The sequence below is a fragment of the Alphaproteobacteria bacterium genome, assembly GCA_026400645.1.
In the GTDB taxonomy this organism is placed as follows: Bacteria; Pseudomonadota; Alphaproteobacteria; order Paracaedibacterales; family CAIULA01; genus JAPLOP01.
Window position 1 is genome coordinate 53,057 of the sequence record JAPLOP010000023.1, and the last position, 13,800, is coordinate 66,856.

Below are 13,800 nucleotides of genomic sequence, written 5' to 3' on the forward strand. Positions count from 1 at the left end.
CTCCATTACATTTTCTGGATGGTCCCATCGGACTTCGTCCTCCTCGCCATGACAACAGTGGCGTTCATGGCGAGCGAGTGAAACGAGCGTGGCCATCCAGGAAACTATTTTGTCACAATGTTTTATGCCTGCTTTGGATAGAATGGCCACTTTTTGACATGTAGGATTCTGCGAAGTGGTGTTTCCACAAGAATGAGTAGAAAACCAATGGATAACAAACACCAAACGGCAGGCTGTTCATTCTTGTTGTTTGTCAACAAATGCGCAAGGGTCGGCCCAGCAATCAGATGATACAATGTCATGCGCCATGATCCATAAATAACAGGCAAGAAAAAAGCAACAAGCATATATGGATAGCCATGATGAAGGATATGTTTAAGAATAGGAATATCGAGCACCTGATTCCAGATACCATTAACCGGAACATCCCACGCAATGTGCCAATTTCCATGAAAGGAACATAAACTTTTTCCACATAAAACCCTTGATGGGGCGCACGTCCCGGCCCAATCGAATGGATAGACCTGCAGAATCATAATGATGGCTGCTGCAAAACAAAGGCAAAAGACAGGTCCTTGGATTTTCTTTCGAACCGCATCCGGAACGAAATACATTGAAATACTATTAATAAAGAATGGCTGAAAGGCGATATGTAAATACCCCAAAAGCGTGGCGATTTGATTCGATGGCAACGAACATTGATCGATGACTGAATATGTATACGCCTGCAGCGCCTCCATCAATGAAAAATATCCCAAACAAACCCATATCGCGGCTGGTTCTTTTTTGTACGCCGCATAGGCACACGAGCTAAGCCCTATGGTTGCTAATACTGTTGATGCTTCTCCGCTCCAGCACATAATATGTTTCCTTTGTTTAAATAAACTTTGTCCTAGGTTCATTGTAAACGTCGAAAGATTAAAAACCAGTTAACACAGCAGCAAAAAAAGCCTAGCCCCCAACACGAATGTCATTGTGCAATTTCACCGAAAAAATAAGGCCCTGGCTGAACAACAGCGTGATCATGGCTGTCCCGCCATAAGAAATCAGCGGAAGGGGGATCCCAACAACAGGCAACAACCCCATAACCATGGCTGTGTTGATAAAAACATACAGAAAAAACGTCGTCGCAAGGCCGATAGCAATCAACTTTCCAAACTGTGTTCGGGAAGCCTGGGCAACATTGAAATTATAAACAATCAACGTCGCATAAAGGCACAGCAAGACAATGGCCCCGATCATGCCGAATTCCTCGCAAAACATGGTGAATATAAAATCGGTTTGCTTTTCGGGCAGGAAATTCAAATGGCTTTGGGTGCCGCATAAAAACCCCTTGCCCCATAATCCACCCGATCCCAGGGCGATTTTTGATTGAGTCAGATGATATCCCGTATTTGTTGGATCACTTGCCGGATCAAGGAAAATCAGAATTCTTTTTTGTTGATACGTATGGAGAAATGGCCACAAGATTGGAACGGCCGCGATGCCACCAACACCAACGACAATAAATTTCCAGATTTTAACGCCCGCCACAAAAAACAGGGCCGCCCCGCTTAGCACCAACATAAAGGCTGTCCCCAAATCCGGCTGTCGTAAAACAAATAGGGTTGGCACAATAATTAGCGCTGCCGGCAATAATAGGGTTTGGACACGGGCAACATCCTGCAAGGTGCAATCATGAAAATAACGCGCCAACGCCAGGATCAAACAAACCCGCATTAATTCCGACGGCTGTAGATTAAACACATACAAATCAATCCAACGCTGCGCCCCCATGCCAACGAAACCCAAAACCTCCACCGCCACCAACAGAGCCAGCGCTATAAAATATAGTAAATAGGCACTAGCATACCATCCGCGAATGTCCGTCACAGAAACAATGATCATAACGAAAAAACCAATACCAAAGCGCCCCAATTGCCGAATGCCCCAGGGGTGCATGCTGCCATCTGCCGCCGAATAGAGCATCAATATTCCAACGCCGACAATCGTGCTAATCAGCAGTAAAATCCAGGGGTTGAGGGCACAAAGGCGACGGAATTTCATCACACACCCACAGGTACAAGGCGTTGGGCAGCAATCATAATTTCCTTGGCTAGTGGAGCCGCCACCTTTGCGCCGCCACCGCCGTGTTCGACCAGAACCGATACAGCAAATCGGGGTAACTGAATGGGGGCATACCCAACAAACAAAGAATGCTCCTTTAGATGATAGGGGCGATCGTTCACAGTCCCCGCCTGGCGCTGCTGTTGGGATATGCGGCTGACCTGCGTACTGCCCGTTTTTCCGCCCATTTCCTGTCCGGGCGTCGCAATACGCGACGCATAGGCCGTTCCCCAGGGGCTGTTCACAGTTTGTTCCATGCCATCCAAAATGATTTTTATGTGTTCTGGATCATAGGGTAAACGGGGCAAGATCGGATTCTTGCGATCCTTTAGCAAATGCGGCGTGACCGGATGCAATCCATTGACAAGTTGCGCCATCATTTTAACAAGCTGCAGAGGGGTTGATAAAACATATCCCTGGCCAATCGATACATTGATCGTCTCACCCGGTGACCAGGCCTGTTGTTTAACGATTCGTTTCCAGTTTTTTGTGGGAACAAGCCCTTTTTTTTCGCCATTTAATTCTATGCCTGTGCAGTCACCAAATCCAAACGCCTGGGCCACGGCAGCAATTTTATCAACCCCTAAAAGACTGGCCAAGGAATAAAAATAAACATCACAAGATGCCGCCAATGCGTGCTGCAAATCCATCGTTCCATGCCCCCCTTGTTTCCAATTCCAGCAATGAAATCGATGGCCATGCGCATCATAATGCCCTGGGCAAAAAAATTGAGTATCCTCATCAATAACGCCAGCGGTCAATCCAGCCAGCGCCACCATCATTTTAAAGGTTGACCCGGGCGAATATTGACCCGAAATTATTTTATTATTAAGGGGCTTTCCCTGTTGTTGGACAATTTTTTGCCAATCACCCTTTGAAATTTGCGTTGTCATCAAATTACAATCAAACCCTGGATGGGACACGGCCGCCAAAACGGCCCCCGTATGGACATCAAGGACAATGCCGGTTCCGCTGATTTCGCGTTGCAAAATATCATGAACAGCTTGTTGCAGGGGAAAATCAATCGTCAGGGTGATGTCGTCCCCGCTAATACTGGGAATGGAACTGATGTCGCGAACCACCCGCCGGGTTGCGTTAACCTCCACCTGTTTCAGGCCATGCTTTCCCCGAAGGTGTGTGTCGTACGTTTTTTCCAACCCATTTTTCCCAATGCGATTCCCCGTAATGCCGATTGTTGGATCAGTGTCCACCTCGCGTTCCGATGCGGCCGCAACGTATCCTATGACATGGCATGTTTCAAGGGGATAGGGATAAAAACGCGATTGATCCTTTTCAACTGTGACACCCAAAAGGTCTGGTGCGTGAAGTTCTAGTTGAGCCAGCTCATCCCACGACAAGTTATCCTTAAGGGAAATGGGCAAACGCCGTTTAGATTTTTTAATTTGTTCCCACAAGGCAGCAATCGTCGCATCGTCGTACTGCAGAATTCCCCTGAGCTTTTCAAGAATTTCCCTGCTGTTTTCTTTTTCATCCGGATCCAAAACACTGCGATATGTAATGCGATTGTTGGCCAATATAATACCAGAACGATCATAAATAAAACCACGACGGGGCGGTGTATAAATTGTCTGGATCCGATTTTTGTCGGACAATATTTTGAAATTTTTCCCCTGTGCAATTTGCAAATAATACAAACGACCCACCAAACCCAAAGTCAGCACGCCCTGCATCGAAAGCAGCATCATTGCGCGTCGTGTAAACGATAAAGTTTGATCTTGCTTACTCACTATAGTATTTTCCTGAAAAGTCAATAGACAACAGGATAGATTTTTGGATGGTCCCATCGGGCCTTGCCCTCCTCGCTATGACGTCATGGCGAACGAACGAAGAGAGTGTGGCCATCCAGAAATCTATCTCTCTATTGATCACGTAGAAAAACACTATAAACGCCTTTTATTTTTTCTTAATAGAGGTTTGGTTTGCTCTTCGCAACAAGAGCATCATAATCATTTTTTGCATCCAAATCCCCCTGATCAGCGGCCATTTTAAAATATTTGATGGCGTTCCCAAGATCTATAGCCCCACCGATTCCATCACGCATCACCGTGGCATAATTAAATTGTGCCTGAACATGATTGTTATCAGCCGCCTTTTGAAAATAGGCACGGGCTTCCGCTTGGTTTTTAGGACCACCCTCTCCGTCACAAAGCATCATAGCATAACCATTCTGCGCCGATGCATTTCCCTGATCCGCAGATAATTTGCTGTATTTTCGAGCACCCTCTAAGTTAATCGATCCATATTCACCATAATACATCATTCTGGCAAGACCAATCTGCGCCTCCGAATCCCCTTTGTCAGCCGCCCATTTAAAGTATTTATAGGCATTTTTTAGATCTTTAGCCCCACCTTCGCCATGATAAAGCATCTTAGCATACTCACGTTGCGCCTTCATGTTTTCTTTATCTGCGGCAAGCTTAAGGTATTCCCGGGCTTCTTCTTTGTTTTGAGAGCCCCCCTCCCCATCACGCACCATCGTGGCATACCAATGCTTCGCCTCCACATGGTCCTTATCCGCAGCAAGCTTAAAATATTTCCGGGCTTCTTCTGGATTTTTACCTCCACCCTTTCCATCATAAAGCATCAATGCATACAAATAATGTGCAATAATAAAATTATTCTTTATGGCAGATTTTAAATATCTCCTCGCTTGCTGAAAATCGGCATCACTACTGTCTCTGTTTATAATTATTGACGCATAATTAATTTGCGCCTCTGAGTGCCCTGCAGAAGAAGCCGATTTAAGATATTCAATGGCTTTTTCTTGATTTGGCCGACAACCCTCCCCGCTATAAAGCATCCTTGCATATAGACTTTGTGATGGCAAAAATCCTTCCTCTGCGGCAAGCCTCAGATGATTGAGCGCCCCTGGCAGGTCTATTTCTCCACCCTTTCCACTACGAAGTGTCTCGGCATACAAATGTCGCGCTGGATTAAATCCGCTTTCTGCGGCATCCCCTAAATGTTTGCGCGCCTCTGGCAGATCCACATCTCCTCCCTTTCCATCAAGAAGCAATAAGGCATACTGAAGCCTGGAAAATGTCCGTTCATTATTCAGGATCAACGGATTGTCGATGGCCAATTTAAAGTATTTACGAGCCCCCTTCAGATCAATGACATCCCCACCATCCCCGCTCTGAAGCATCATGGCATAATTGAATTGTGCGATTGACTGCCCCTTGAGGGCGGCAATTCTAAAATATTTATAGGCCTCTTTCAGATCTATTTTTCCACCTTTCCCCTGAAGTAGCATTAAGGCGTAATCAGTCTGCGCATCTATGCGTCCATTATCCGCAGCCATCCTAAGATATTTACGCGCCTCCCCCATGTTTATGGGCCCCCCTTCCCCATTCAAACACATCATGGCATAAATGGCTTGTGCCTCCACCCTTCCGCTGTATGCGGCCTTTTTATAATATTTTCGTGCTTCTGCCCTGTTTGTCGCATCAAGATCCTGCGCATATAAAATACCAGCAAGGGCGAATTGTGCCTGCACCTGCCCATTATCAGCTGCCATTTTGAAATAACGACAAGCCTCTTTATAGTCTGTATCACCACCCTGCCCCGCAAAAAGCATCCACGCATATTTATTCTGAGACTCCGCATTCCCCGACGCAGCTTCTATCCTGATGCGTTCGCGCATTGTCCTTTCAATATTTTTTTCACAACCTAAACTTTCCTGAAAATCGCACGCCATACACGGAACAACCAAAAGAAGACTGAGAATTTTTACGCTAATCCGGGATACCATCTGTATACTCTAAACGCTGTTTAATTTTATGCTACCAAAAACAAGTGAATAAAATTATACATTGCGAAATAGATCGTATGTCAATATTTTTATTGCAAGCATATTCAGAATTAATTGGCTGGTGATAATTTATTCAACAGTTTGACTGCGAATGGATATAGACTCACAGGGAAAAGAATGCCCCATAACAATGGGTGCAGGCTGATATCTTGCCAGAACACACAAGACAAGACCATCCAATGCACCACCGATGCCACAAGATAAAATACAGCCACCCCACACCAACCCGATATAATCGTCCCATTGAGAGGGGTATTTTTTAAAGTCAAAAGAATACCGTGCAATAAAAGCAACCCGAAGCTTGATGTTCCTATTGGATAACCGTAAATAGCATCCTGAATCAATCCAACAAGAAATAGGGACCAAGTCGGAGTCATTAGGGGATGATAAAGGGTGCCAATGTACATCAAAAGCAGATAGGCATTCAGTGGGATGTTAAGCCGCCCAAATACCGGAATTGCATCCACAAGAACAAAAAAGCACGATAAACAAAAAAACAGAAATTTCTGAATACCGCATTTCAATCGTTGTGCGTAAATCATGAATGAACCGCAACATATTCAAGGGTAAGCGTTTCAGAAATAGGCGTTGCAAATACAGCAAAATTATCAATGCGGCTAACAATGGCAACGGGCAACCCTGGTGGAAAGATCCCCCCATACCCAGAGGTTAACAAACGATCCCCGGCGGAAATGGATAGTTTATCAGCGTTTTCCGGTTGTTCTATGTGGGCCAAGGAAAGCTCACCGGTGTTAGACCCCGCCACGATGGCTTGGGTACCTGTGGATTCAATTCGGACTGGAATTCGTGAATTGATATCGGTTATCAACATAACGCGGGCTGTTGCTTGCCCCACATCGACAATGAGACCAACGACGCCTTGGGGGCTGGTGACGGCCTGGTTTTTCATCAAGGGGCTGTCTTTTGGCTGCGCGACAATCATCGTAGACCGCACCCCATCAAGGGGCATCCCCAAAACTTTGACGGTTGTAAAATTTCCCTTATCGGAGGGTAAAAAATGAGACAGTTCACGCAGGTGTTGATTTTCCCGTTCATAAAAAAGCGCCCGATTTTTCCATTCGATCAAACGAAGATCTGTTTCTTTTAATGTCTTGATTTCTTCCTGAAGGGTTTTTTGGCGTTGGAAATAGGCTGTCGAATCCTTGATCATCATCAAAGGTTCGTTAATATAATGAACAAGCATAGCTGACAGATCCATCAGCAGACTGTTGACTGAACGCAAGAAACGATTTTCCGAAGAAAATGACAAGGAAACAAGCCCAGATAAAATACAAAACAGCATTGCGACAACTGTTTTTTTTCCCACAACCTGGGACCGTTTAAAAAGACGGGTCATAAAAACAAACACAATATGACTGCGCCTAAGGCCGCTCGCCTTCATTCTAAAAAGGGACAGAATCATGTTTTATTGTTTATTATTGCCAGGATACGACTGATTCTATCTGCAAATGTAATGACAACGCAAGTCTTGCCTTGCACTATTTATAATGACTTTTTGAGTAAAATATGTGATGTTTAAACAAATTTTTCCCTATTGTTTTTGACTATTTCGTAACATTCCCATAACAAGGCTGTTCATGACCACCACACAAATCTTAATTACATCCAATTCATTGCCATTGATGCAGGAACTAAAAGAAGTCTATGGCGCCCGATACCTGTTAAAACGGCTTATTTGGCGCGATTTAAAGGTCCGCTACAATAATACAGCACTCGGTGTTTTTTGGAACGTGCTGCAGCCGCTTGCAATGATGATTATTTTCGTTCTTTTCCTTGGATTGTTATTTCGGGATCAAACTTATGGTGTGCCAACGTCGATTTATACCTATTCGGCATTGTGTTTCTGGCATTTTTTCTCGCGTGCGCTGTCACAGGGCGGGATGTCTTTTATCAGTTTTCAGGGGTTGATCACAAAGGTCTATTTCCCGCGGCTTATTGCCCCAATTTCCTATGTCGCTGGGGCCGCCGTTGATTTTTTTGTGGCCTATGGCCTTTTGATTTTGTTGCAGCTTTTTTACGGAGCCTTCAATTTTAAGCAATTTCTTTTTGTTCCCATTATTTTTGCGGGCTTATTCCTGTTCGCCCTTTCCCTGGCGATTTTGTTTTCGGCATTAAGCGCAAAATATCGGGATTGCGTTCATTTAATTCCGCTGATTATGCAGCTTTGGGTTTTTTGCTGCCCGATTATGTATCCCTATTCCATTGTGCCAGAACGTTATCTTTGGCTATACAATCTGAACCCATTGGTTGGCTATATCCAACTGTTTCGGTGGGCTGTAACCAGCTCATCTCCTTTTCCGGATATTTCATGCGTTTTGATATCGGTCATTGTAACAATAGTCTTTATAACCATGAGCCTGGTTTATTTCGTTCGCGTTTCTCCAACCCTTGTTGATGAGCTTTAGGATGATGCCCAATACAATGATTCACGTTGATGGAATTTCAAAACGCTATATTTTGCATCCCGATGGAACGCGCGGCTCTTTTAAAGAGGCCATATTTGCCCATTTTTCAAAAAATCGCCGACATTTACACCATGAACCAAAGGAATTCCTAGCCCTCAATGATGTTTCGTTCACCGTAAGGGCAGGTGAAATTCTAGGAATCTTGGGGCATAACGGATCGGGTAAAAGCACGCTTTTGAAAATCCTGTCCCGCATTACGGCGCCATCAACGGGGAAAATTCATATCAGCGGAAGCGTTCGATCTTTGCTGGAGGTTGGAACCGGGTTTCACCCCGAACTGACAGGTCGCGAAAATGTATATTTATCATGCGCGATTTATGGGCTGTCAGAATCAAAGACCGGCGATATTTTTGATACTATTCACGAATTTTCTGGCATTGGTGATTTTATCGATGTGCCCGTTAAATTTTATTCATCAGGCATGTCCGTGCGTCTGGCTTTTGCTGTATCAACCCACGTAAAAGCAGATATATTATTATTGGATGAAATTTGGGCCGTTGGTGATGCTGATTTCCAGCAAAAAAGCCTTGCCAAAATGCGGGAACTTATTAAAAGCGGCGTTACCGTTTTGATGGTAACACATGATCCAGTGGTCGTTAATGAATTCTGCACACGCACACTAACCCTTGAAAAAGGTCAAATTAAGGAATAGCTTATGTCTGCTCAATACCCCTTGGTTCCAACAATCCTGTGCGGGGGCGCCGGATCCCGCTTGTGGCCCTTGTCACGGGAACACAACCCAAAACCATTCATCAGATTGCAGGATGGGCAAAGCCTGATCCAAAAAGCCTTTTTACGGGGGGCAAATCTTCAGGCTGTATCGGACATTTTGACCGTTACCAATCGCGAATTTTTCTTTCGTGTTGAGGATGATTATCGTGAAATTGCAAACCAGATTATACCCCTTCAAAAGCATTTTATCCTGGAACCATTCGCCCGTAATACAGCACCCGCTATAGCTGCTGCTTGTTTATATGCACAACAAAACATTTCGGAAAACGCCATTTTGTTGATGCTGGCCGCAGATCACATCATCATGGATCAAATGGCCTTTTCAATCGCGGTTGATCGGGCGTTTGAGCTGGCCAAAAATAATAAAATTGTCACATTCGGCATCACCCCAACAGGCCCAGAAACGGGTTATGGGTACATCGAATTTAAGGGTTCGGATGTTTTACGATTTGTTGAAAAGCCCGACAGGACGACCGCAAGCACATATGTTGAATCAGGACGTTTTTTGTGGAATTCAGGGATGTTCTGTGTCAGTGCCCAAAAAATGCTGGATGAAATGGCGCTTTATTGCCCCGATATTTTAACGAAAACGAAACACGCGTTGGATCGCGCGCATTGCTCCAAAGGGGATGATTTCACCCAAGTTTATATTCAACCCCATGATTTTGAGGGTGTTCCATCGGATTCGATCGATTATGCCATCATGGAAAAGACAAAAAATGCCACCGTTGTCGCCTGCGATATTGGGTGGAGCGATATTGGATGCTGGCGGTCCCTTGGGGATTTGACCGCACCAGATGAATCAAACAACCGCATTGATGGAAAGGCCGTTGTCAAGGATACAAAAAACTGCACAATCCTGGGCAAAGATCGCGTTATTGCTGCCGTTGGCCTTGATAACTTAGTGATTATTGACACACCCGACGCATTGCTGGTGGCCAATAAAAATGCAACCCAGGATGTTAAAAGCATTTTTAATTCGCTAAAGCTTGATAACCATGACGCACATAAACTTCATAAAACAGCACACAGACCCTGGGGAACCTATACGGTTCTCGAAGAAGGTCTTTGTTACAAAATCAAACGTATCGAGGTTAAGCCCGGGGCACGTTTAAGTTTGCAAATGCACCATCATCGATCCGAACATTGGGTTGTGGTGTCGGGCTGCGCAAAGGTGATCAACGGAGATCAAGAATTAATTTTAAACGTCAATGAATCCACATATATTCCAGCAACACACAAACATAGACTTGAAAACAGCGGATCGGATATGCTAATCCTGATCGAGGTGCAAACAGGGACATACCTTGGCGAAGACGATATTGTTCGATTCGAAGATCATTATGGAAGATTATAAATAAAACTATTTGTTTTATGTTCTTTAATATTCAGAATTAGCCCTATTTTAAAATAAGACAATTGATGAGTAATTGTAAAATGAAGTCGCGTATAAGGCAATTTTTAATTGTAATTTTGAGAAAAATTATCCCCCTAGTTAGGAATCATCCCTTTTTGAAAAAAACCGCGCCAGTGGTTAGGGCTTTATTGCCAGCATTTATATCGGTTAAGCTGCAAAACACTTACCGGTATGTATCTGTATCTATGCAAAAAGAATTTTACAGACCAAAAACCATTAACGACCTAAGCCCCAATGAACAAAAATTATATCTAATGCTGGCAGCAAAGAGCCAACAAAAAAACAGAAACATATAAAATGCGTATTTTAATCGATCTACAAAGTATCCAAGGCGGTAGCAAAAATAGAGGGATAGGTCGTTACGCGCTTTCCCTAACTCAGTCTATGGTGAAACACAAAGGCGATCACGATATATTGATACTAATCAATGGTTCTTTTGCAGATACTGTTGATTCTATCAAGTCCTCATTTGAGGGGCTCATCCCAAAAGAAAATATTTTTATATTTTACGATGTTAAATTGGATAGTGATTCACGGCAAATACATCTGGATACATCGGAATTTATCAGGGAAAAGACTATAGAATATATCAATCCAGATGTTGTTTTGTTAACAAGTCTTTTTGAGGGGAATATTGATAGCTGCATTACAAGCATACATAAACATGAAAAAGATATTCCGATTGCGGTTGTTTTTTACGACCTGATACCGCTTGTCTTTTCATCTATATATTTGCAAGACTGCTCCCTTGCACCATGGTATCACGAAAAAATAGACAATCTTGCCAGGGCCGATTGTTTGTTGGCGATTTCCGAAGCAACCAAACAAGATGGAATCACCCACCTTAATTTTTCAGATCATAATTGTATTAATATTTCAACGGGTTCTTCGTCATATTTTCGCCCGATAGAATTAAGCGAAAATGAACGCAAGACACTTTTCAACCATTACGGCATACAGAAATCGTTCGTTATGTATTCCGGTGGGGTCGATTATCGTAAAAACCTAGAATTCTGCATAAAAGCATATTCATTACTTGACGATGAAATCAGAAAAACCCATCAACTGGTTTTTGTATTTTCCGTGCACCCTGATGAAAAAAATCATCTTAAGAAATTTGCAAAAAAATGTGGCTTAAGAAGTGATGAATTTATTTGCACGGGCTATGTGCCTGATGAGGATTTACTAAAGCTTTACAATTTATGCAAGGTTTTTGTTTTCCCATCCTTGTATGAGGGGTTCGGCCTTCCTGTACTGGAGGCCATGCAGTGTGGCCGCGCTGTAATCGGATCCAACGTTTCCAGTGTACCCGAAATTATTGTGCGCGAAGATGCCCTTTTCGATCCAAAGGACGAAAATTCGTTTTGCCAAAAACTAAAACATGTCTTGGTGGACAATGCTTTCAGGAAAGACCTTGAGGAATACGGACTGGAACGAGCTAAAAATTTTTCCTGGGATGAAACAGCAAAAAAGACCATAAAAGCCATGGAAGATTTAGCATTAAACCATCCAAAAAAGAATCAACTAACGACAAAACACCAAAGACTTGCTTACATTTCCCTGTTGCCCCCAGAAAAATCGGGTATCTCCGATTACAGCGCTGAATTGCTTCCGGAATTAGCGCATCACTATGATATTGAGGTTATTGTTAATCAAAAATGCGTCACAACACCCTGGATTCTAGAAAATTGCCCCGTACGCACCGTCGATTGGTTTTGCGCAAATGCCAGTACATATGATCGCATTCTTTATCATTTCGATAATTCACACGTACACACATATATGTTTGATCTGCTCAATAGAATTCCAGGCGTTGTCGTGTTACATGATTTCTTCTTGTCCGGAGTCTTGAATTTTCTTCGTACATACGATTGTGAACATTTTACCGAAGATTTGTATCGTTCTCATGGATATAAAGCCATTTTTGATTATATAAGAAAAAATGATCATGAGGAGATTATCACAAAATATCCCTGCAATTATGATATTTTTAAAAACTCCCTAGGAATTATTGTTCATTCTGAGCACAGCCAAAAATTAAGTCAGAAATGGTATAACGATTGCAGCTCCACGACAATTGTTCCCCTTTTATGTGCCCCTGCCAATATCTCAACAAAAACGGAGATCATAAAAAATGAACTAGGTTATGATGAGGAAAATTTTATCATTTGCAGCTTTGGTCTTATGGATTCAAAGAAACTCAGCCATCGCGTTCTGGATGCCTTTTTAGGTTCCGACCTTGTAAATAAAAAAAACTGCCTTCTTGTGTTTGTTGGGGACTGTGAGAATTTATACGGAAAGGAACTTATTGCACGGATAAATGAACTAGGCCTGGAAAATCGAATTCGTTTTACGGGATGGACCGACGAACATAAATATCGTCAATACTTAAAAATTACCGACATAGCGATTCAGCTACGAACGCAGTCGAGAGGAGAAACATCCAAAGCAATCCTTGACTGCATGAATCATGGTATCCCAACAATTATTAATGCACATGGAAGCGCCACTGAGCATGCGGAAGATTCAGTTTACAGAATCCCCGATAATTTTATCGATGCAGAACTGATAACTGCACTAGAAGACTTGCATTGCAATAAAGAAAAACGTGAAGCATTGGGTCATTTATCAAGACAAGCCATCATAGATAATCACTCCCCAAAGAAGTGTGCGGAATTATACAAAGAATCAATTGAAGCTTATTATCAAAGCCCAAAGGCACGATTTTTCGATATGGTTAACCAATTCGCTCTTTTTGGTGTTAAAAATGATATGATAGACATAGATTACATAGGGCTATCCAGAATACTGGCAATGTCAGCACCAAATTCATGCACTAAGACTATTTTTATAGATGTTTCAGATTTTATGAAAAACCATCAAAATAACGGAAGATTTCATCCTATTCATTCGCTATTGCACCCCTTGATTTTCAATACCCCAAAAGGATACAGAGCAGAACCTGTCTACCTGAATACAAAAAAAGCTAGCTATAAATATGCAAGGTCGTTTGTGTTTAATTATTTTTATGCTTCAATCAAAGAAAACCCTTATTTAAAAAAATTCAAGGATGACTCTATTGATTATCAATCTGGCGATATTTTTTTAACGACCGGTTATTCTGACAGAGGTTCCCACGAAAAAGATTGTGCTTTGTCGATGAAAAACCATGGGGTGCAGATTGCATTTTTTGATAAAGATTTGCGTTTATGGATTGAAGAAAACCA

At 42.9% G+C, this 13,800-nt stretch carries 11 protein-coding genes; 5 read left to right on the plus strand and 6 right to left on the minus strand.

Annotation, left to right across the window (positions count from 1 at the left end):
• Window positions 1–122: 122 nt before the first annotated feature.
• The 6 genes from NTX76_03345 to mreC form a co-directional block, all read right to left on the minus strand.
• Complete coding sequence (locus tag NTX76_03345; GenBank protein ID MCX7338303.1) at window positions 123–860, minus strand: DUF5765 domain-containing protein; 738 nt, start codon at window positions 858–860, stop codon at window positions 123–125.
• A gap of 91 nt (window positions 861–951) precedes the next feature.
• Entirely contained in the window at window positions 952–2,046 is a 1,095-nt protein-coding gene (rodA, locus tag NTX76_03350) for a rod shape-determining protein RodA (protein MCX7338304.1), read from the minus strand.
• Window positions 2,046–3,854 carry a penicillin-binding protein 2 gene (gene mrdA / locus NTX76_03355; GenBank protein ID MCX7338305.1) on the minus strand — a complete coding sequence of 603 codons (1,809 nt, stop codon included), beginning with the start codon at window positions 3,852–3,854 and terminating at the stop codon, window positions 2,046–2,048. Before mrdA ends, rodA begins: the two co-directional genes overlap by 1 nt.
• Before the next feature lie 176 nt (window positions 3,855–4,030).
• On the minus strand, window positions 4,031–5,770 hold the full coding sequence (locus NTX76_03360; protein MCX7338306.1) for a tetratricopeptide repeat protein: 1,740 nt from the start codon (window positions 5,768–5,770) through the stop codon (window positions 4,031–4,033).
• 218 nt (window positions 5,771–5,988) lie between these two features.
• Entirely contained in the window at window positions 5,989–6,480 is a 492-nt protein-coding gene (gene mreD, locus NTX76_03365) for a rod shape-determining protein MreD (GenBank protein ID MCX7338307.1), read from the minus strand.
• A complete protein-coding gene (gene mreC, locus NTX76_03370) occupies window positions 6,477–7,361 on the minus strand; it encodes a rod shape-determining protein MreC (GenBank protein MCX7338308.1) in 885 nt (294 codons plus the stop codon). The genes mreD and mreC overlap by 4 nt, the downstream gene beginning before the upstream one ends.
• A gap of 175 nt (window positions 7,362–7,536) precedes the next feature.
• Between mreC and NTX76_03375 the strand changes: the two genes are divergently transcribed.
• The 5 genes from NTX76_03375 to NTX76_03395 form a co-directional block, all read left to right on the plus strand.
• A complete protein-coding gene (locus NTX76_03375) occupies window positions 7,537–8,364 on the plus strand; it encodes an ABC transporter permease (GenBank protein ID MCX7338309.1) in 828 nt (275 codons plus the stop codon).
• A gap of 1 nt (window position 8,365) precedes the next feature.
• Complete coding sequence (locus tag NTX76_03380) at window positions 8,366–9,076, plus strand: ABC transporter ATP-binding protein (GenBank protein ID MCX7338310.1); 711 nt, start codon at window positions 8,366–8,368, stop codon at window positions 9,074–9,076.
• 3 nt (window positions 9,077–9,079) lie between these two features.
• Window positions 9,080–10,513, plus strand: a complete 1,434-nt coding sequence (locus NTX76_03385) for a mannose-1-phosphate guanylyltransferase/mannose-6-phosphate isomerase (GenBank protein ID MCX7338311.1) — start codon at window positions 9,080–9,082, stop codon at window positions 10,511–10,513.
• Between the two features lie 155 nt (window positions 10,514–10,668).
• Window positions 10,669–10,869 carry a hypothetical protein gene (locus NTX76_03390; protein ID MCX7338312.1) on the plus strand — a complete coding sequence of 67 codons (201 nt, stop codon included), beginning with the start codon at window positions 10,669–10,671 and terminating at the stop codon, window positions 10,867–10,869.
• 1 nt (window position 10,870) lies between these two features.
• Window positions 10,871–13,800: glycosyltransferase (locus tag NTX76_03395; protein ID MCX7338313.1), on the plus strand; the 2,930-nt coding region annotated here is incomplete at its 3' end.